Raw genomic sequence first — 20539 nt, 5'->3', positions numbered from 1 at the left:
CAGAGTCGTTCACTTTTTTTTGAGTTTGCTCGCTTTCGGGCAATGCTGTAAGCGCTCGATGCCGCAGCTCGCCGACGGGGTGCCCCGGTCTATCGACGCGCTTTAATTGCGCAAGATTCGGGTCACACGTGCTGCGCTCTTCGCTTAAGCTTGAACGCATCAACCCAGGGAGCGAGCGATGGACGACTACGGGCGAATCGAGAAGGCGATGGCCTACATGGTGGAGAACGCCGCGTGCCAGCCGAATCTGGCCTGCGTCGCCGCGCATGTTCACCTGAGCATGTATCATTTTCAGCGCCTCTTTCGCCGACACGTCGGCGTCTCGCCCAAGCGTTTTTTACAGGCGCTGACGCTGGAGCGCGCCAAGTGCCTTATCGCGTCGAACGCCTCGCTTCAGGAGGCCGCACACGCGGTGGGTTTAAGCGGCGGCTCGCGGCTGTTCGATCACTTCGTTACCCTCGAGGCGGTGTCGCCCGGCGAGTTCAAGAAGGGGGGTGAGGGGGTCACGTTGACCTACGGCGTTCACCCAAGCCCCTTCGGCGCGGTGCTGGTCGCGACCACCGCTCGCGGCATCTGCCGCATGGCGTTCATCGGCGCTGCCGGCATCGACGAGCAGCTCGCGCTACTTGAGCGCCAGTGGCCGCGCAGCCGTTTGGTGCTCGATAAGGGCGCAACCCGCGCACCGGTCGAGGCGCTATTTGGCGCCGAGGCAAGCGCTGCGAAGTCGCTTTCGCTGCACGTGACGGGAACCAACTTCCAGGTAGCGGTGTGGCGGGCGCTGCTGGCGATCCCCGAAGGGACGCTTGCAAGCTACGGCCAGATCGCCCGGATACTCGGAAAACCCGGCGCGTCCCGTGCGGTTGGCAGCGCCATTGGCGCCAACCCGGTGGCGCTGTGGATCCCTTGTCACCGGGTGATTCAGCAGAGCGGGGCGCTGGGTGGCTACCGCTGGGGCGTGGCGCGCAAGCAGATGGTGCAAGCCTGGGAGAGCGGCCGCGAGGAAGCGAAGAAGGGTGAAAGCGAACCGGGTCGACTATCGTTACCCTGATGGCTCTGCAAAGGAGAAAGCCATGAAGATCGACGCGATACAAGCCGATATCACCACGCTCGAGGTCGATGCGATCGTCAACGCCGCCAACCGTTCACTGATGGGCGGCGGTGGGGTCGATGGCGCGATCCACCGCGCCGCCGGGTACGAACTCAAAGAAGCGTGCCGTACGCTTGGCGGCTGCGAAACCGGCGACGCCAAGCTCACCGAGGGCTTCAAGCTGCCGGCGCGCTATGTGATTCACGCCGTCGGTCCGGTATGGAACGGCGGCCACCGCGGCGAGGCCGAGAAACTCGCCGGCTGCTATCGCCGCGCGCTGGAACTCGCCGACTCCGTCAGCGCCCGCTCCATCGCCTTCCCCAGCATCAGCACCGGTATCTACCGCTTTCCCATCGAGCGCGCCGCCGAGATCGCGGTCAAGACCGTCGAAGAGACGCTGCCGAGCACGGGTATCGACGCGGTCACCTTCTGCTGCTTTTCCGAAGGGGATCTGGCGGTGTTTGATGCGCTGCTGAAACGCTGAACGGCCTTTTTAGTGGCCGAATACCGACCAGCCGGTGCGCTGGACGAACATCTCCAGCGCCCGGGCGCCGAGCAGGCTGTTGCCGTAGGTGTCGAGCCCCGGCGACCAGACCGCAAGCGACCCGCGCCCGGGAGCGATGGCGAGTATGCCGCCGCCAACGCCGCTCTTGCCGGGCAGCCCGACGCGAAAGGCGAACTCGCCGGAGGCGTCGTAGTGGCCGCACATCATCATCAGCGAGTTGATACGCCGCGCCCGTTGGGGTGATACCACCCGCAGGCGGCTCGGTTTATTGACGCCGTCCGAGGCGAGAAAGAGCCCAGCGTGAGCGAGCTGCTCGCAGCTCATGGCAATTGCGCACTGATGGAAATAAGTGCCCAGCACCTTGTCGACGTCGTGGCGAAGGCGCCCGAAAGCCTTCATGAAGTGGGCGAGCGACGCGTTGCGATCCTTGTGCGCCATTTCCGAGGCGGCCACCTCACGGTCGAAGTAGACGCTCGAATCGTCGGTAATATAGCGCACGAAGCTCAGGATCTCCGCCAGCGTCTCCCGCGGCTCGTGACCCATCATGATCGCGTCCACCACTGCGATGGCGCCGGCATTGATGAATGGATTGCGCGGCTTGCCGTTTTCGTGCTCGAGCTGAACGATCGAGTTGAACGCATCCCCCGAGGGTTCACGGCCCACGTTGGCCCAAAGGCCATCGCCGAGTTTGCCCAGCGCCATGGTCAGGGTGAAGACCTTGGAGATGCTCTGGATCGAAAAGGGCGTAGCGGCGGCGCCCGCCGAGAAGCGCTCGCCTTCGACGGTGGCGAGGCTGATCCCGAACTGGCCGGGGTCCACCTCGGCCAGCTGTGGAATATAGTCGGCGACCTTGCCGCGCTCGGTTTCGCGGGCGAGCTGCTCGGTGATGTCGTTCAAAATCGTTTGCATGTACGAAGCGGTCGGTGGTGATGAGCGGGCGCCCACCCTAGCCGAAAACGCTCCGGGTGTCTGCCATCGTCCTCTTGAGAAATAAAAACCGCCGCTTTTCCCTCCGTTTTAAACATGCCATTCACTTTAAAATGCAAAACTTTGTTAAATCAGAATGGCATTTTTTATTGCTGAAGTTGTTGGTTGAAGTTAAGCGATAAAGTAAAGTTGGTTTTTGATAGGTATAACTTTTCGTAACGCTCTATTTTGTTTGTCTTAATTCGCAAGTTGTCGAATTAAATGGATAAATAATTTAATTCTAATAAGGAGATAGATTTTTTATATAGCAGTTGGCGTCGTGTTTGTGACGTCATTTTTACAAATGAAGCGAGTGAAATGGATTAGATTTCTGATCACTAAACCGGTGAGTTCGTATTAAGCCGGTTAAATAAAGTCGTGATATCCACGCCGATCAACGTTTGCACTCGCTTGGGAAAATTAATGAACGCCTCGTCTCGCCAGCCGGTTTCTGCCCCGCTCAAACCTCATAAACTCGCTGTGGCCATCGCCCTGGCATTCGCCGCCGTTTCGCTTGCCGGCTGTGGCGGCGGCGGTGGGGGGGGCGGCGGTGCCGGTAACCCCGATGACGATTCCACTCCCGGTGTTCATACCCCTGCGCCGGCCCCGGTCGAGCCGCCGCCGGTCGACAAGCCGATGAAGAGAATGGCGCCCGATGAAACAGCGCCCTTCGATGAGCAGCGTACCGAGAAGCGGTGGAGCGACCCGCTCGGCGTACGGGTCGGGGTGATCGACAGCGGGTTCGACGTCAACACCATCATCGATAGCCAACGGGTGATCGATCGTTTGAACGTTCACACCGGCCAGAGCGATGTCAGCGGCGGTGACGAGTGGCATGGCAACGCGGTGGCCTCGACGGTGACCAGCGGCGAACTCGATAGTGCCCGGCTGGATTTGATCAAGGTGGCGGATGCCAACGGGCAGACCTTCAGCAGCACGCTGGATTACGCTGTGGGCGAGGCGGCGCTTCGCGGAGCGCGGGTCATCAACACCAGCTTTTCACGCCGGCTGGAGGCGAGCGACCCGCGGCTGAACTTCAACGGTGTCTCGACTGAAGCTTCCTACCAGCGCGTGGTCGACTCGAACGGCGGCAAGGGGGCGGTGTACGTGGTCAGCGCCGGCAACAGCGGCAAGGCGATCGACACCCACGGCAACCCGATCTACGCAACGCAGCCGGCGATTTTCGACATGATGCTGATCGCCGTAGGCAGCGACAGCCAGGGCAACCTGCACTCGGCGAGCAGCTACCCGGGTGACGATACCCGTCTTCAGGAGCGCACCCTGGCCGCGCCCTTCGTCAACCGTCAGGTGGGGGCCCAAGGCACCTCGATCTCGGCGCCGCGGGTGGCGGAGTACGCCGCTGGCATCATTTCACGCTGGCCGCACTTGACGGCGCAGCAGGTGAGCCAGCGCCTGCTGGAAACGGCGCGCCGCGACAGCGCCTTGTTCGGCCAGAATACCTGCGGCGCCTCCGGCACCGCCAACTGCGGCTTTTTCTACCTCGGGCAGGGGGCGGCGGATATCGACGCGGCGCTGGCGCCAGCGGGAGAACTTGTGATCGCAAGCGGCGCCACCGTAGATCAGGGCGGTGAGTCCGCTACCGCCTCTTACGCGCAGCTCTCTGGCGCCTACGGCGATGCGCTCGCCCATACCCAGGCCTTGAGCGACGTTACGGTTTTCGATGCGCTGGGCCGCGACTACACCATGAACGTGGGGTTGAACGCCCAGCCGCGCGAAGCGCGCGCCGAACAGGTGCGCAGCAATATGGAGCGCGTGGCGGGCGCCACGAGCCAGTCGGTCAATACGCAGCATATCGAAGCCGGTGCTTACCAGTTCTCGGCGAGCATGGATAACGCCGGCACGCCGCTCGCCAGCCGGTTTGACGGCCGCTACGGCGATACGTCGATGAGCGTTTACCGCTTTGCCGGGGATCAGGCCAGCCCCATGAGCGCCTACGCCGAATCCACCATGATGCCGATGATCTCCTTTCAGGGCGGCTCGGAGCTGACCCGGGCGATGGATAGCGTCAGCGGCGTCGAGACACGTTACGGTTTGAGTGAGCGAGTGGAGCTGACCGCCTCGCACTGGGCGGGAGGCATCGAGGACACTCAAAGCCGCTACCGTTCGAGCCGCTCTGACATCGGTGCCGAACTCAAACTCACTCCGGCGCTCACCCTGGCTACACGCGTGGGCCAGCTCACCGAGCGCGAAGGGCTTCTGGGCGCGCAGGGTTCCGGCGCGCTGGGGCTTGGCCAGAACAACCAGATGACCTTTGCCGGGGTGGGGCTGCAGATGGCCCTCGGTGCTGGCTTTAGCGGCTTTGCCGAGTTCGAGCAGGGCCAGGGCGAGGCCAGCGGCAGCGGCCTGCTCACCCACGTGGATAACATCGTCGCGCGGGAGATGGCGCTGGGCGCACAGTGGCAGGGCGAGGGCGACCGCGCCGACGAGCGCCTGGCGCTGGCCATTCGCCAGCCGCTGCGCATCGAAAGCGCCGATGCTCACTTCGATGTACCGGTAGGCCGGCGTATCGATGGAAGCGTCGTGCGCGAAGCGCGCGACGGCTCGCTTTCTCCCTCCGGGCGCCAGGTGGATATCGAGCTTGGCTATGCGTTCAACAGCAGCGAGCGCAGCGAGTGGCAGCTCAATTTACTCCACACCTTCGAGCCCGGCCACGACGCCGAGGCGGCAAACGATATGGCGGCGGTGCTCAACTACCGCTACCAGTGGTAAGTGGGCGAGCGCTCCAATAAGCGTCGATTGATCGATCGTCAAAAAAGCCGGCAGCCGCTTCAAGCGGCTGCCGGCTTTTGCGTGGGTGAATATCGTGTACGTAGCTGAAAAGCGTTGTTTAAATGGTAGCGGCCTATTCCGGGCCGGTATCGGCATCGGGTTGCGGTGTGCCCCTGGCGGCCGTAAGACGCCGACGGCTGGCCATGAGCGTGATCTCGACGCTGGCGCCGCCACATAGTTTGGGGGATTCGGTACAGGTGCGTGCCGGGTACTGGCCGGCCTCGAAAAACTCCGCGTAAACGCTGTCGAACCTGGCGATATCGCCCAAATTCTTGAGATGGATATCCACCCGCACCACGTCACGCCACTCGAGCTCTTCCTGGCGCAGCATCCGCTCGAGCTCGCGCATGATGCGGTGCGTCTCCTTGGCCACGTCGCCGGTCAGCGGGTCGTCCTCGACGATATCGGCGATGGTCAGCCCGGAAATGAACACGTAGTGGTCGTCGACCACCATGTGGCTACCGGGAAAGGTGGGCTTGGGGAGGGTCGGGTCGTTGATGAACTGGGGCACGATGTCTCCTTTTCGGCGGCGAAAGTACGTTTTCCGCGATTAGCCTGGCACAGGGCCTGGGACTTCGCCCAATCGCGCTGGTGCCACGCGGTGGATTGCTCTAGGCTTGCACGCCTTGAGCCCCGAACGGGGCCGTCGATGTCGGTCATGAGAGAGCGTAATGAAGATTGTCCAGATCAAGGAGCCCGGCGTTCGCCGCGCGTGTCTTGCCAAACTGTGCGCCGAGGTATACGGCCAGAGCGCCGGACTAACGCCGCTGGTGGTATTCACCGGCACACAAAACGTGCTGTTCGAGCAGGAAGCGGCTCGGCTGGTGGCGGCTACGGGCACCGGGGGCGAGATACTGGCGCTGGCGCTGCTAGTGCTGGATGAAAAGGGCGAGGGGATGACGCCCTGGCTTGTCTGGGAGCGAAAGCCGGGTGCCAGAGCAAGGCTGATCAAGGAGCTGAGCCTGAACGTGCCGCTCAAGGTCGAGGTAGAGAGCGACGCCGACCAAACGCTCTACCAAACGCTGGGTATCAAGCGCTGGGGGGAGGGCGAAAGCGGCGTTCGCGTGGGGCTCAATGCGCGCCATCCGGCGCTCGATGCGGCGAGCGTGGCGCCCACCATCGCGCTGGACCAGGCACTGATTCTGCGCCGCTTCAAGCACGACCCCAAAGCGTTCGAGACGGCCAAGCGTGACTTCGTCGAAAACCTCGAGCGCGCGCCGGACACGCTTTGAGCGGTCTCAGGAGAGCTCGCGCATTGCGGCTTCGAGCCCTTCGACGGTCATCGGGAACATACGATTTTCGATGATCTCCTGAATCAGTTTCGTCGAGTAGGTGTACTCCCAGGTTCTCGGCAGCGCCGGGTTGAGCCATACGAGTTTGGGAAAGTGCTTCGTCAAACGCTCGAGCCACACTCCCCCCGGCTCCTCGTTGAAGTGCTCGACGCTCCCACCCGGGTGGGTGATCTCATAAGGCGACATCGCCGCATCGCCCACCACCACGACCTGGTAGTCCGAGCTGAAGGTACGCAGAATCTCCAGGGTCGGGATGCGCTCGCTGCAGCGCCGGCGGTTGTTTTTCCACACGCCTTCGTAAAGGCAGTTGTGAAAGTAGTACTGCTCGAGGTGCTTGAACTCCGAGCGCGCCGCCGAAAAGAGCTCCTCGCACACGCGTACGTGGTCATCCATCGACCCGCCAACGTCGAGAAACAGCAGCACCTTGACGGCGTTGTGGCGCTCCGGGCGCATCTGCACGTTCAAAAGCCCCGCATCGCGGGCGGTTTCGCGAATGGTGCCCTGAATATCGAACTCCGAACGCGCGCCCTGGCGGGCGAACTTCCTGAGTCGGCGCAGTGCCATCTTGATGTTGCGCGTGCCCAGCTCCAGCGAATCGTCGTAGTCGCGAAAGCGCCGCTCGTCCCACACCCTGGTGGCGCGGCGGTGGCGTGAGCCGTCCTGACCGATGCGAATACCCTCCGGGTTGTAGCCGTAGGCGCCAAAAGGGCTGGTGCCGCCGGTGCCGATCCACTTGTTGCCGCCGGCGTGGCGCTCCTTTTGCTCTTCCAGGCGCTGTTTGAAGGTCTCGATCAGCTTCTCCAGCCCGCCCAGGGATTCGATGCGGGCTTTCTCCTCCTCTGAAAGTTGCTTCTCGAACTCCCGGCGCAGCCACTCATCGGGAATCAGCGCTTCGATACCAGCGTCCACGTCTTCGAGCCCCTTGTGCCAGGCGGCGAAGGCGCGATCGAAGCGGTCGAAGTAGCGCTCGTCCTTGACCATGACGGTGCGCGCCACGTGGTAGAAGCTCTCCATATCGGCGAATACCGCGCCGCGCTCGAGGGCGGCGTGAAGATCCAGAAGCTCGCGCAGCGACACCGGCACACCCGCGCGCTTGAGCGTCTCGAACAAACCGATGAACATGGCTCAGCGCCCCGCGCGGCGCATCATGAAGGCCAGGCGCTCGAGCAGGTGGGTATCCTGCTCGTTCTTGATCAGCGCGCCGGCCATGGGGGGCAGGGCCCTGGAGGCGTCGCGGTTGTAGAGCGCTTCGCGGGAGAGTTCGTCGCTCATCAGAAGCTTCAGCCAGTCGACCAGCTCCGAGGTCGAGGGCTTTTTCTTCAGCCCCGGCGCTTCGCGCAGCTCGAAAAAGACGTTGAGCGCCTCGGAGACCAGGCGCGGCGCGATATTCGGAAAGTGAACGTCGACGATGCTCTGGAGCGTCTCGCGGTCGGGGAAGTCGATGTAGTGAAAGAAGCAGCGGCGCAGAAACGCATCCGGCAGTTCCTTTTCGTTGTTCGAGGTGATGACGATGATCGGGCGGTGCTCGGCGCGTACGGTTTCGCCGGTCTCGTAAACGAAGAACTCCATGCGATCCAGCTCCTGGAGCAGGTCGTTGGGAAACTCGATGTCCGCCTTGTCGATCTCGTCGATCAGTAGCACCACGCGCTTTTCGGCGCTGAACGCCTCCCAGAGCTTGCCGGGGCGAATGTAGTTGCCCACGTTCTCCACGCCCTCGATACCCAGCTGGGAGTCGCGCAGTCGGCTCACCGCGTCGTACTCGTAAAGCCCCTGGGCCGCCTTGGTGCTGGACTTGACGTGCCAGGTGATCAGCTCGGTATCAAGCGAGCGCGCCAGCTCTTCGGCGAGCAGCGTCTTGCCGGTACCCGGTTCGCCCTTGATCAGAAGCGGGCGCTCCAGTAGCACCGCCGCGTTGACCGCCTGCTTGAGCGCCTCGGTCGCGATATAAGATGTGGTGGAATCGAACGCCATGGGGCCTCCTCGGCAGGCGGGGTCTGTCGTCAAAGCTCGAACGAGCGTGCTCGCAATAGAGAGCTTGAAGCAGAGAGTTCTAAGCAGAGAGTTTGAAAATGAGCTTCAGTCTACGTTAGAGCGGAAGTGACGACCAGGCCAGGCGCTCGATCTAATGCCGTTCAGTTAAGGTATCTACCTACCCATTGAGCTTGGCCAGTCTATCGTGGGAGGCCGCTTTAGCGGTGGTCCGACATTTCGGCGAATGGCGCCGTCAGGCGCCTTGGCCTCGCTACCAGTCGCGAGCTGAAGCTCCCTCCCACAACCCCTAACCCCTAACCAAGCCTAACTGACTGGCATTACAGGCGCTCGATCGCGATTATAGCGAGAGACGTTGAGCGTCATGGACTACGACTTTAGTGCAACGCAATGACGCATGGCGGTCCATTTCTGCGCTTAGCTGGTGCAGCAAGGTTGGTAGCCACGTCGGCAAAAACAGCAGGTTAGAGCGTTATTTTTTTAAATATTTGATTTAATTTATAATTTTAAATAGTGGCACACTCCTCGCTATATGTTGGGCAAGAAGCAAACGAATAGAATCGGCAGGATCAGTATTCTCCCTTCGTTGCTACATCGCTCAGCCGGGCGATACACCGAGTGAGCTGGCGTGCTCCACCTGGGTCCCCTTCGGGGGACCTTTTTTTATGCCTGTAGAAAAGTGCTTATTAGATGAAAATATTATAAAGAACTTTCACTAAAAATTTGGAAACAGTGTTCGATTAGTATATATTGTATAACTAAGCCGGAGGCAACGGCATGGGTTACTAGCCAACTAGAAGGATGATCGTGATGAGCAAAGCAAAACTGATTTCCGCCGCTGTCATTTCCGCCAGCGTCATGATGGCAAGCCAGGCGGCACTGGCGTATCAGGCCGGCGATGTTTTCGTTCGCGGTGGCTACGCCAAGACCGATACCGGCTCAAGCACCGGCAACCTGCTGGGCGATTCGCTGAACGTTCAAAACGAAAGCGGTTTTACCTATGGTTTGGGTTACCTGTTCACCAACAACGTAGGTATCGAACTCAACGGTTCTGAAAAGTTCGAACATCAGCTCAACACCGGTGCTGCCGGCGATATCGGCACCACTGACCGCCTGCCGGTCAACCTGATGGTCAACTACTATCCGCTGGGCGGCTATGAGTCTCGCGTTCAGCCCTACGTTGGCGCGGGTTTGAACTACACCCGTTTTTCCGGCGTACCGAGCGAAGTCAATGTGAAGGATAGCTACGGCGCTGCGGCTCAAGTCGGCCTTGACCTGGCGGTCACCGACAACGTCATGCTCAACGGCTTCGCCAACTACGCCGATGTCGACTCCGACGTTCGCGTCAATGGCGACACCATCGGCCAGGTCGAAATGGAGCCGGTCACCATCGGCGGTGGCGTAACGCTGCGCTTCTAACGCCTTTTGATCGCTCGATCAATCGTACACAACGCCCGGCAAATGCCGGGCGTTTTTGCTTGTGTTCTGTGCTTTGTGCTCTTTGCTGATACCTGGAGGTTCGCATGTCCGCGCGCTTCGTCGATACCCACTGCCATTTCGATTTCCCGCCGTTTCGCGGTAGTGAGGCGCAGAGCTTGGCGCTAGCCGAGCAAGCGGGAGTGGAGAAACTCATTGCGGTTGGGGTGACGGCGGGTCGCTTCGACGGCGTGCTGGCGCTGGCCGAGCGCTTCGAGCCGGTGTACGCGGCACTGGGCATTCACCCGATGGCGGTGCGCGAGTTCGAAGAGGAGCAACTGACACAGCTCGAAGCGTGGCTTGAAAAGCGCCCGGAAAAACTGGTGGCGATCGGGGAGATCGGGCTGGATCTATACATCGACGACCCTCAGTTCGAAAAGCAGGAAGCAATGCTCGATGCCCAGCTCAAACTGGCGCGAAAGTACGAGCTTCCGGTAATCCTGCATTCGCGGCGCGCCCACGACAAACTGGCCATGCACCTGCGCCGGCTGGCGCTACCGCGAACCGGCGTCGTGCACGGCTTTGCCGGAAGCCTGCAGCAGGCTGAGGCGTTCATCGAGGCGGGCTATTTCATTGGCGTGGGCGGCACCATGACCTACGAGCGCGCCACCAAAACGCGCAACACTCTGGCGCGCCTGCCGCTCACCTCGCTGCTACTGGAAACCGACTCGCCGGACATGCCGGTGTCCGGGTTTCAGGGCGAACCCAACCGCCCCGAGCGCATCGCGATGGTCTGGCAAAGCCTGTGCGAGATCCGCGAGGAGTCGCCGGAGGAGATTGCCGACACCGTTCGCGACAATACCCGCCGGCTGTTTGGCATCTAAGCTAGGGCGTGAGGTTTTCGAAGCCGGACTCGGTCACGACGACGTTGTCCTCGATGCGAATACCGCCGCAGTTGATCAGCGACTCGACCAGCGGCCAGTTGATCGCGAGACCCTGCTCCTTGAGTGGGGCGAGCAGCATCGGAATGAAGTAGAAGCCTGGCTCGATGGTGACCACCATGCCAGGTTTGAGCGTGCGCGTCAGGCGCAGCGCCGGATGCTCTTTTGGCGCGGGCAGGGGCGTTGCGTCCTCCGCCTTGAGCCCTGCCACATCGTGGACCTGTAGCCCGAGCGAATGCCCCAACCCGTGAGGGCAGAAGGCACGGGTCACGCCAAGCTCGACCGCACTGTCGGCGCTCTTTTGGTAAATATCGAAACTCACCAGAATGTTGGCCAGGCGTCGGTGCATCTGCTCGTGCAGCGTCAGGAATTCGACGTTGGGGGCTACGCTATGCACCAGTTCGTTCTTGAGCCCGTGCAAGGCGACTACCAGCGCGGCGAAGGTTTCCGGCGCATCCGGACCCACGTGGGTACGGGTGATATCGGCGCAGTAGCCGCGAAAGCGGTGGCCGGCGTCGACCAGCAGGCTGTGGCGGTGTTTGGGCGGGGTTTCGTCGTAGTGCTGGTAGTGCAAAACGCCGGCGTGGCCGTTGATACCGACGATATTCTGATACGGCACCTTCGACTCGCGCTGGCGGCTTGCGCCCAGGTAAGCCAGCTGGACATCGAGCTCGGCGCCGACGCCGATGAACGCCGCTTTTGCCGCCTCGTGGCCGGCCTTGGCGAGCCGGTTGGCTTCGCGCAGGCAGGCGATTTCGTAGTCGCTCTTGAACATGCGCAGCTCATCGAGCGCATCGATAAGTGCTGCGGGCATGATCTGCGCTTGATCAAGCGCCTGACGGCTTTGCTCATCGAGTCGGGCCACATCGCCGATCACCGCGGTGTGCTCGTCGACCGTCGGAATGGCTGGCTCCTTGCTCGTGCGGATATCGAAGGCTTCGATCCAGGGCTCGTCGGGAAGCGTTTGGGTCAGGTGCCAGAAATCGCTCGGCGCGTGGAGCATCAACACCGGCGTGGCGCCTTGCTCGATCACGATCCAGCCGCGCTCGGTATCGTCAAGGCCCACCCAGTGCATGAAGTGGCCGTAGGCCTGAAACGCCGGCGCGTGGTCATCGGCGAAAAAACGCTCGCTATGGCCGCTGTAGATCGCGACGCGTGAAAGGCCCAGGCGCTGCATGATCTCGGCGTAGGCGCGTTTGAGCTGCTTGAGGTGGGCAAGTTGAAGGAAAAACAGGGTCTCTGACATGATCATTCCTTGTGAACGCGATCCTTTTGACCACGCGATGTCGTTGAGTGCGCTGCGCGCTGAATCAGGCGTGAAGCGCGGGAAGCTCGCTCCAGAGCTTCTCGAGTTCGGCGTGGTGCTGTTTCTGGTGGCGGTAGAGGCGAAGCTCTACCGGCACGTCCCAGCGGCGGTCGCCGGCGCGAACCAGAGCACCGCTTTCGAGCTCGGCTGTCACGTTGCGCTCGGGTAGCCATGCCATACCATAGCCCAAAAGCACCAGTTCCTTGAGGTTCGCGGCGAATAGATTTTCGCTTTGCGCGGTCAGGTAGCTGCTCTGTGAAAGCCGGGCCAGGTGGGACTGCACCGCCGCGCCCAGAAGCCCGCGCCTGGGGTAGGCGAGTAGCCGCACCGGGGTCGAAGGTGTGCCCGGCAGCAGTGAGTCGGGCCGTTCGAGTTGGCTGGCCGCCGTGACCGGGATCAGCCGCTCGGTACCGATCACCCGATAGATACAGGCGCTGGTGTCCAGGTCCAGATCGAAGCGCCCGGTCGGCCAGTAGCAGATCGCCAGGTCGCACTCGGCGCGGTTGAGCGCCTGGAAATAGTCGCTGGCGACCCAGCCGGTGGCGCGCAGGTAGGGCGCAACGCGCTCCTGCCAGCCAATCCGGTCAAGCCAATCCGGCAGAAACTGCGGCAAAAGGCTCTGCGGGGCGGCCACCATGATCCGCCGCTGCTGGCCGGCGCTGATCTCCTGAACCCGGTCGCGGGTCAAACGTACCCGGTCGGTAATCTGCTCGCATAGCGTCAAAAACTCCTCGCCCGCCGGCGTCAGCGACAGCGGCAGGGTCTGGCGGTTGATCAGCGTCGCCCCCATCTCCTCCTCGAGCAGCTTGATTCGCCTCGAAAAGGTGGGCTGGGTCACGTGCTGCTCTTCCGCGGCGCGGGAGAAGTGCCGGGTTCTGGCCAGGGCGATGAAATCTTCTAGCCAGCGGATTTCCATGCCATCTCCGGTTGGGGCAAGAGCTTAAGGACCAACGCCTGGCGCGCGCTCATAGGCGGCCTTCCTCGACGCCGTGGCATGCCACTCGGGCTCCGTCGGGCTGGGTCTGGAGCTTGGGAATCTCCGCCTTGCAGCGCGCGTTGGCGTGGGGGCAGCGCCCGTGGAACACGCAGCCGCTGGGCAGGTTCACCGGGGTGGGCACCTCGCCGGAAAGCCGAATGTGCTGAGGCCGGTCATCCTTGAGCCGCGGTATCGCCGACAGTAGCGCCTGAGTGTAGGGGTGGCGGGGCTTATCGAAAAGCGTGGCAGTGGGGGCGATCTCGCACACCGTGCCCAGATACATGACCGCCACCCGCGTGCCGAAGTGCTCGACCACGGCCAGGTCGTGGGTGATGAACAGGTAGGTGAGGTTGCGCTCGCGCTGAGCATCCATCAGCAGGTTCAGGACCTGAGCCTGAATGGAGACGTCGAGCGCCGAGATCGGTTCATCGGCGACGATGAACTCCGGGTCCACCGCCAGTGCTCGGGCGATGGCGATGCGCTGGCGCTGGCCGCCGGAGAACTCGTGGCCAAAGCGCTTGCCCCAGTCCGGGTCGATCCCCACCGACGCCATGACCGCATGCACCTTGTCGGCTACCGCGGCGCGGCTCCAATCCGGGTGGTGAAAACGCAGCGGCTCTTCCAACGTCTGCTGGATCGTCATGCGCGGGTTGAGCGACGCGTAGGGATTCTGGAAGATCATCTGCATGCGCTTGCGGTAGGGCAGAAGCTGGCGTGTGCTCAGATCGTCGATGCGCTGGCCATCATAGCGGATTTCGCCTTCCGAAGGGTGCAAAAGACCCATCACGGTGCGCGCCACGGTGGATTTACCGCAGCCGGACTCGCCCACCACGCAGAGCGCCTCGCCGCGCTGGATATCCAGATCGACCCCGTTGATCGCGTGGACGTACTCCTGATGCCGGACCAGGCGGCCGCCCTTGAAGCGTAGCTGGTCGAGAAAATCGCCGGAGAGCGAAAAGCGCTTTTTCAGATTGCGGATCTCGAGCAGCGTTTCGCCGCGCTGGGCGCTGGCGTTCACCTCGGGTGTCTCGATGACCTCTGCGTCGATGCGATTGGCGGCGGGCTGGATCATGGGGTCTCCTCCTTGACGCGGCGGTCCTCGAGCATTTCCGCGACCATGTGACAGGCCACGCGACAGTTGCCGGACTCGACGAAGCCTGGCACCTGTTCGGTACACGCTGCGCGCGGCTCGCCGCTCTGGCGAATGCGAAAATCGCAGCGCGGATGGAACGCGCAGCCGCTGGGTAGTTTGGAAAGCGACGGCATGCTGCCGCGAATTTGATTGAGCTTTTCGCCAGGCGTGGCCATCTGCGGCAACGCATTGATCAACCCTTGAGTGTAGGGGTGCTGCGGGTCGTTGATGATCTCGCGGGTCGGGCCTTGCTCGATCACGCGGCCGGCGTACATCACCAGCATGCGCTGGGTGACTTGGCTGACCACGCCCAAATCGTGGGTGATCAGAATGAGTCCGACGTTGTGCTGCTCGCACAGGTCGAGCAACAGCGCCATGATCTCGGCCTGAATGGTGACATCCAGGGCCGTGGTGGGCTCGTCGGCGATGATGATGTCTGGATCCAGCAGCAGGGCAATGGCGATGATGATGCGTTGGCGCATGCCGCCGGAAAGCTCGTGAGGATACTGATCCAGACGTTTCTCGGGGGAGGGAATCTGCACCTGCTTGAGCTTGTCCAGGGCGACGGCCCGAGCGGCTTTGCTGGAAATGCGCCGGTGGGCCTTCAGGCACTCGACCATCTGCTCGCCGATGGACAGCACCGGGTTGAGCGTCATCATCGGGTCCTGGAAAATCATCGAGATGCGGTTGCCGCGAACCTTCCTGAGCCCGCGCTCGGACATGGTGTTCAGCGTCTGGCCTTCGAACGAGACGCGCCCGCCAGCGATGAAGCCGGGTTTGGCGATCAGGTTCAAAAGCGAAAATGCCGCGACCGATTTGCCCGCGCCGGATTCACCCACGATTCCCAGCCGCTCGCCGCGATCGAGAGTGAAACTGACATCGCGCAGGGCGCGTACCTCACCCTGGCGCAGGGCGAAGCGAACGTCCAGCTTCGAAACTTCGAGTAGTGCCATGGTGGTCTCACCCCTTGTAGAGTCGTGGGTTCATGACGTCGCGTAGCCAATCGCCCAGCAGGTTGATGGAGAGCACCAGTACGACCAGTACCGCACCGGGAATCAGTGTGATCCACCAGGAGCCAGACTGAATATAGTCAAACCCTGCCTTGATCAGCGAACCCAGCGACGGATGGGTTTCCGGCATGCCAAGACCCAGAAACGAAAGCGCGGCCTCGGAAATGATCGCGTTGGCGATCTGCACGGTGGAGATGACGAAAATCGGCGACAGCGTATTGGGCAGCACATGGCGAAACATGATGCGGCGGCTTTTGAGCCCCATCACTCGCGCAGCGTCGACGTACTCCTTGCTGCGCTCGGCGAGCACCGAGGCGCGCACGGTGCGCGCGTACTGCGGCCACTCGGCCAGGCCGATGATCAGAATCAGCATGATCACCGCGTACTGGCTGTAAAAGGCGCTGCCCATGGTCGCCTTGACCACCGCGCCGACGACGATGGCGACCATCAATGTCGAAAACGACAGCTGGATATCGGCCAGGCGCATGAGAATCGCATCCACTCGCCCACCGAGGTAACCCGCCATCAACCCGAAGGTGACGCCGATCAGCGCCTGCAGAATGACCGCGCCAAAGCCGATCAAAAGCGAAACGCGGGTGCCATAAAGAATGATCGACCAGAGATCGCGCCCCTGGGCGTCGGTGCCCAGGGTGTAGCGCTCGTCGAAGCCGTCGATCCAGAACGGCGGCAGTTCCGAGTCGAGAATGTTAATCTGGCGAAGATCGTAAGGATCGGTCGGGGCAATCAGCGGCGCGGCGAAGGCGGCGATCACCAGGCAAATGAAAACGAAAAGGCACAGCTGGGCGGTGCGGTCGCGCTTGAAGCTGTACCACAGATAGGAGTCGCGCAGGCGCTCCCAGCGGCTTGGGGCGGTCGTGGCACTCATGCGGGCTTACCTGTCAGTTTGACGGTGGGGTTAACGAAGCCGTAGATCAAATCCACGATGGTGTTCGTCACCACGAAAATGACGCCGACGATCATCAGGTAGCTGACGATCAGCGGAATGTCGGCCCGGTTGATCGCTTCCAGGAACATCAGTCCCATGCCGGGCCATTGGAAAACGGTTTCGGTCAGGATGGTGTAGGCGACCATCGTGCCGATCTGCACGCCGCCGACCGTGATGACCGGCAGCATGGTGTTCTTGAGCGCGTGAACGAAGTAGATGCGGCGCATCGAAATGCCCTTGGCGCGGGCGTACTTCACGTACTCTGACTGCAGTACCTCCATCATCTCGGCGCGAATCAGGCGAATGAACAGCGGCAGCATGATCGAGGCGAGCGAAATGGCGGGCAGCACCAAATGCTGTAAGCCGCTCAGGCTTGCCAGGTTGGTGTCCCAGTGGCCGACCACGTGGACGAGATCATACCCGCGCCCGAAGGAGGGCATGTTGCCCGAGGTCGAGAGCAGCCCGTTGAGCCAGGCACCCCAGCCCGTCTGCTCTGGAAAGAGCGTGATGGTGATGCCGATCGAAAAGATCTGGATCAACACGATCGCGGTCAAAAAGACCGGGACCGAGATACCGATGATCGACACGCCCATGAAAAAACGGGACACGAGCGAGCGCGGCTTGATCGCGCTGTACACACCGATCGGCACCGACAGTAAGACGATGATCAGCGTGGCGGCGAACACCAGCTCCAGCGTTGCCGGTAGATGGCGGGCGATGACCTCTAGCGCTGGCTCGCGGTAGAAATAGGACTGGCCGAAGTCGCCCTGAAGCGCGTTGGTGGCAAAACGCGCGTACTGCACCAGGAAGGGGTCGTTGAGCCCTAAACGCTCGCGCAGCGCCTCGCGCTCGCTTTCGGGGACCGACTGGCCCACCAGCTGTTGTACCGGGTCGCCCAGGTTGTCCTGAATGGCGAAGGCCAGCACGCTGATGACGAACATCACCAGTACCGCGTGCATCAGCCGCTTGATGAGAAATGCAATCATGGCGTACGCCACCTGTGTGTACGTTGGCAGGAAGGTCGTTGGCGAAAAGCTCGTTGACAAAAAGGCCATTGGCAACAAGATCGTTGGTCAATGCCGGATAAAGCCCAGCGCAACGCTTCGCTCCCCACCAGGTGGGGAGCGAAGCATCCGTGCTAAAACGTCGAGCTTGAAGGGCCTTACGATCCCGTGAGTTACCGGGTGATGACCAGATCGCCAAGGTAGGGGAAGTCGATCGCGTTGACGACCGGCTCGATGTCGACACCGTCGGCGGCGGCGTAGGCCAGGTTCTGCCAGTGAAGCGTGATGTAGCCCACGTCTTCATAAAGCATGGCTTCGGCTTCTTGCAGCATCTCGGCGCGCTTTTCCAGGTCGGTTTCGCTGTCGGCTTCGGTGACCAGCGCGTCGATCTCTTCGTTGCAGTAGCCGCCGTAGTTGTACTGGCCAGCGCCGGTCTCTTCGTCCGGGCAGAAGGTCAGGTACTGGAACAGGTTGGCGGTGTCTTCGGTATCTGAGTGCCAGCCGACCATCGCCATGTCCGAGGCGCGTTCGTCGTATTCCGGCCAGTACTGGGCCAGCGGCATGGTGCGAAGGTTCACGGTGATGTTGATGCGCGAGAGCATATTGGCGACGGCCTGGGCGATCTGGGCGTCGTTCACGTAGCGGTTGTTCGGCGCGATCATGTCGATGGTGAAGCCATCTTCATAGCCGGCTTCCGCCATCAGCTCCTGAGCGCGTTCGATATCGTAGCGCGGCACCAGCTCCGGGTTGTGGCCGACGTAGCCTTCGGCAGAGAGCTGGCCGGCGGGCGTGGCGAAGCCGCGCATCAACCGATCGGCGATGCCTTCCTGGTTGATGGCCAAGTCAACGGCCTGGCGCACGCGCGCGTCCTGGAACGCCTCGACCCGCTCTTCGTTGAGCTGGAAGCCAATGATGCGCGTACCGGGCACCTCGATGAGATTGATGTTCTGCGCCTCGCGGACGCGATCCAAATCGTTGGGCGGCACGGCGTCGATGAAGTCCACGCCGCCGGAGAGCAGGGCGGCCACGCGAGAGGCGTTCTCGGAGATCGGCGTCAAAATGATCTCGGAGACGTTGCCTTCGCTTTCGGTGTCCCAATAGCCGTCGAAGCGCTCGAAGTCCACCTGCACGCCCTGGCGGCGGCTGGTGACTTCGAAAGGCCCGGTGCCGGAGATATTGCGCGAGGCAAAGGAGTCGCCGGCCTTGACGATTTCGGACTTGTCGCTGCCGTCTTCGGTTTCGCCGGTGTAGAAGGCGCTATCCATCGGGAAGATGTAGGTGGCCAGGTTGAGCAGCAGCGGGTAGGGCTCGGCGGTAGTGATTTCGACGGTGTAGTCGTCAATGGCCTCAGCGCTTTCGACCGGCTCGAAGATCGCGCGGTAGTCCGGGCTCTCCTTGAGGCGCTCGATGGTCCAGACTACGTCCTTGGCCGTGAACTCGTTGCCGGAGTGGAAGGTAACGCCTTCACGCAGCGTCATACGCAGGTGCGTCTCGTCGACCTGCTCCCACTCGGTTGCCAGGCGCGGCTCGAACTGGAAATCCTTGGTCCAGCGCACCAGCGGGTCAAAGGAGAGGTGCGAGAAGCGCAGCATACCGCCGGAGAGCTGTTCGTGGATGTCGAGCGTTTCCGGGTCGGCGGCGTAGCCGATACGCAGCGTTTCAGCGCTCGCGGTCAGCGGTGAGAGTGCAACGCTTGCAATGGCCACGCCGATCGCCGAGGCCAGGAGAGTTTTTTTAGCCATTTCGATTGTTCCCATCCAACATTATTGTTTATGCAACATTGCTATACAACGTCGCCAGCGCTTGGCCTCCAAGGGCGGCCAGGCAGACACGGTCAGCTCGCAAGCTATGCTGGTAACATAGTGAGGGAGTATGCCCGGACACAATCGAAAAAATGACACGCGCCATTCATCTGCCGAATGAACCGGCGCCAGCCCGCGTCCTGACTCACTCACGTCATAAAACCAGCGTATGAATCGATGCCTGACGGGCGGGAGAAAACCATGATTTCGCGTAAACGACTGACCAATGAGCCTTCGCGGAAGAAGGGTCTCCACGCCTTCAAGCGTGCCGTACTCGCGGCATGTTTTGCCTTGAGCACGATGGCCGCGGCGGCTAATGCGCCGGCTATTCGTGGCGAGCTCGAAGGTGAGCCCGTAACGTGGTATCTCGCGGAAAGTGGTCGCGACACCAGCGCGACCTTCGTCGAGCACGACGATATTCTGTTGGTCGACATCGCGGGCTTCGCTGAGGCCGATAGCCAGGCGCTCAGGGATTCGCTGGCGCTGCGTTTGCATATCGATATGGCGGGGCAGACGGCCACGCTCGAAAGCGCGGCGCTTTTTTACTTCATTGGCGACGAGCCTACCGGACCCGTTTACACCGCCGAGGGTCAAGCGCTTCGCGTCACGCTCGAGCGGGTCGAGCGTGACGGCCACGGGCTCTCGCTCGAAGGCGAGTTGGACGGCGAATTGAATCTTTCCCAGGCACTGATGGATGGCGCGGAGCCGCTGAATTTGGATGCGCGCTTTGCGCTTCGCGCGCGCGAAGTGGAATTTTAACCAGGCGTCGAAGGCGTGCTAAAGCGCTGGTCGAGCCAGCGAATGATGTCGTTGGATTCGTAAAGCCATTCGCTTTCGCCCTCTTTTTCGATCCGCAGGCAGGGCACCTTGACCCGGCCGCCACCCTCTTCCAGCGCCTTTCGATGCTCCGGGTCGTGCTGGGCATCGCGAGTTTCGATGGAGAGGTTGAGCCGCGCGATCTCTTTGCGCACCTTGATGCAAAACGGGCAGGCGCGAAACTGATAAAGCGCAAGGGCTTCGCAGGCCCGGTCGACCTCGGCCTGGGCCTCGGGCGAGCGCAACTGGGCTTTGGGAGTGGAGAGCCTCTCCGAGGCGAGCATGAAGGGGGTCAAAACCAGGCGAACGCCGCGAAAGAAGGTGCGAATCACACTGCGCATGGTGTACTCCGGAGGGGGCAGTCAGGCCCCGATGAAGGGGGGTAGGCGAAAGAAGTGGCTGCATCGTGCAATAAACCGCGCGCGTTGTCACACGCGGGCGGATAAATTGCCCGGCGAAGGTGAGCCCGGCCTCGAGGCGTGCTAGTCTCGTCGACTGATTTTTTTGACTTTTATCGGCGCGCGCCAGGGCGCTGTCGGCAAGGGAAGAGGGTTTGCACCC

Annotated in this window: 19 protein-coding genes; 7 read left to right on the top strand and 12 right to left on the bottom strand. The window is 61.8% G+C overall.

Features of this window, described 5'->3' with window-relative positions; genetic code table 11:
* Positions 1-178: 178 nt before the first annotated feature.
* Positions 179-1048, top strand: coding sequence for a bifunctional transcriptional activator/DNA repair enzyme AdaA (locus ACGK9R_RS10205; protein WP_394580841.1), 870 nt, complete (start codon positions 179-181; stop codon positions 1046-1048).
* Between the two features lie 22 nt (positions 1049-1070).
* On the top strand, positions 1071-1571 hold the full coding sequence (locus ACGK9R_RS10200; protein ID WP_394580839.1) for an O-acetyl-ADP-ribose deacetylase: 501 nt from the start codon (positions 1071-1073) through the stop codon (positions 1569-1571).
* Positions 1572-1580: 9 nt separating this feature from the next.
* Here ACGK9R_RS10200 and ACGK9R_RS10195 read toward each other — a convergent pair whose 3' ends face one another.
* Positions 1581-2501, bottom strand: coding sequence for a glutaminase (locus tag ACGK9R_RS10195; protein ID WP_394580837.1), 921 nt, complete (start codon positions 2499-2501; stop codon positions 1581-1583).
* Positions 2502-2981: 480 nt separating this feature from the next.
* Here ACGK9R_RS10195 and ACGK9R_RS10190 point away from each other — a divergent pair, with 480 nt between their 5' ends.
* A complete protein-coding gene (locus ACGK9R_RS10190; protein ID WP_394580835.1) occupies positions 2982-5288 on the top strand; it encodes a S8 family peptidase in 2307 nt (768 codons plus the stop codon).
* 133 nt (positions 5289-5421) lie between these two features.
* On the opposite strand, the gene ACGK9R_RS10185 is transcribed toward ACGK9R_RS10190, so the two are convergent.
* The gene (locus ACGK9R_RS10185; protein WP_394580833.1) at positions 5422-5859 is read right to left on the bottom strand and encodes a RidA family protein; all 438 of its coding nucleotides are present in this window, start codon (positions 5857-5859) and stop codon (positions 5422-5424) included.
* A 160-nt stretch (positions 5860-6019) separates the two neighbouring features.
* Between ACGK9R_RS10185 and ACGK9R_RS10180 the strand changes: the two genes are divergently transcribed.
* Positions 6020-6580, top strand: coding sequence for a hypothetical protein (locus ACGK9R_RS10180; protein ID WP_394580831.1), 561 nt, complete (start codon positions 6020-6022; stop codon positions 6578-6580).
* Positions 6581-6586: 6 nt separating this feature from the next.
* On the opposite strand, the gene ACGK9R_RS10175 is transcribed toward ACGK9R_RS10180, so the two are convergent.
* Together ACGK9R_RS10175 and ACGK9R_RS10170 are read right to left on the bottom strand one after the other, a co-directional pair.
* Positions 6587-7762, bottom strand: a complete 1176-nt coding sequence (locus ACGK9R_RS10175) for a VWA domain-containing protein (RefSeq protein ID WP_394580829.1) — start codon at positions 7760-7762, stop codon at positions 6587-6589.
* Positions 7763-7765: 3 nt separating this feature from the next.
* Complete coding sequence (locus tag ACGK9R_RS10170) at positions 7766-8611, bottom strand: AAA family ATPase (protein ID WP_394580828.1); 846 nt, start codon at positions 8609-8611, stop codon at positions 7766-7768.
* A gap of 828 nt (positions 8612-9439) precedes the next feature.
* On the opposite strand from ACGK9R_RS10170, the gene ACGK9R_RS10165 reads away from it, so the two are divergent.
* Complete coding sequence (locus tag ACGK9R_RS10165; RefSeq protein WP_394580826.1) at positions 9440-10048, top strand: OmpW family protein; 609 nt, start codon at positions 9440-9442, stop codon at positions 10046-10048.
* 104 nt (positions 10049-10152) lie between these two features.
* A complete protein-coding gene (locus tag ACGK9R_RS10160; protein WP_394580824.1) occupies positions 10153-10929 on the top strand; it encodes a TatD family hydrolase in 777 nt (258 codons plus the stop codon).
* Between the two features lies 1 nt (position 10930).
* Here the strand turns inward: ACGK9R_RS10160 and pepQ are convergent, their stop codons facing one another.
* The 7 genes from pepQ to ACGK9R_RS10125 all read right to left on the bottom strand — a co-directional run bounded on the left by pepQ (position 10931) and on the right by ACGK9R_RS10125 (position 19102).
* Positions 10931-12232, bottom strand: a complete 1302-nt coding sequence (gene pepQ, locus ACGK9R_RS10155; RefSeq protein ID WP_394580822.1) for a Xaa-Pro dipeptidase — start codon at positions 12230-12232, stop codon at positions 10931-10933.
* Positions 12233-12296: 64 nt separating this feature from the next.
* Positions 12297-13208, bottom strand: a complete 912-nt coding sequence (locus tag ACGK9R_RS10150) for a LysR family transcriptional regulator (protein WP_394580820.1) — start codon at positions 13206-13208, stop codon at positions 12297-12299.
* 49 nt (positions 13209-13257) lie between these two features.
* Positions 13258-14340, bottom strand: a complete 1083-nt coding sequence (locus tag ACGK9R_RS10145; RefSeq protein ID WP_394580818.1) for an ABC transporter ATP-binding protein — start codon at positions 14338-14340, stop codon at positions 13258-13260.
* Positions 14337-15353, bottom strand: coding sequence for an ABC transporter ATP-binding protein (locus ACGK9R_RS10140; RefSeq protein ID WP_394580816.1), 1017 nt, complete (start codon positions 15351-15353; stop codon positions 14337-14339). Before ACGK9R_RS10140 ends, ACGK9R_RS10145 begins: the two co-directional genes overlap by 4 nt.
* 7 nt (positions 15354-15360) lie before the next feature.
* A complete protein-coding gene (locus tag ACGK9R_RS10135; RefSeq protein WP_394580814.1) occupies positions 15361-16296 on the bottom strand; it encodes an ABC transporter permease in 936 nt (311 codons plus the stop codon).
* The gene (locus ACGK9R_RS10130; protein WP_394580812.1) at positions 16293-17342 is read right to left on the bottom strand and encodes an ABC transporter permease; all 1050 of its coding nucleotides are present in this window, start codon (positions 17340-17342) and stop codon (positions 16293-16295) included. The genes ACGK9R_RS10135 and ACGK9R_RS10130 overlap by 4 nt, the downstream gene beginning before the upstream one ends.
* 191 nt (positions 17343-17533) lie before the next feature.
* Positions 17534-19102, bottom strand: a complete 1569-nt coding sequence (locus ACGK9R_RS10125; protein WP_394580810.1) for an ABC transporter substrate-binding protein — start codon at positions 19100-19102, stop codon at positions 17534-17536.
* A 261-nt stretch (positions 19103-19363) separates the two neighbouring features.
* Here ACGK9R_RS10125 and ACGK9R_RS10120 point away from each other — a divergent pair, with 261 nt between their 5' ends.
* Positions 19364-19921 (top strand): hypothetical protein, encoded by a 558-nt coding sequence (locus tag ACGK9R_RS10120; protein ID WP_394580808.1) that lies wholly within the window; start codon positions 19364-19366, stop codon positions 19919-19921.
* On the opposite strand, the gene ACGK9R_RS10115 is transcribed toward ACGK9R_RS10120, so the two are convergent.
* Positions 19918-20319, bottom strand: a complete 402-nt coding sequence (locus ACGK9R_RS10115) for a glutaredoxin family protein (protein WP_394580806.1) — start codon at positions 20317-20319, stop codon at positions 19918-19920. The genes ACGK9R_RS10120 and ACGK9R_RS10115 overlap by 4 nt on opposite strands.
* Positions 20320-20539 lie beyond the last annotated feature (220 nt).

This window comes from Halomonas sp. HNIBRBA4712, from assembly GCF_043558675.1.
Taxonomy (GTDB): Bacteria; Pseudomonadota; Gammaproteobacteria; order Pseudomonadales; family Halomonadaceae; genus Vreelandella.
Note: the sequence above shows the minus strand (reverse complement) of the source record. Positions and strands in the feature narration are given on the sequence as shown.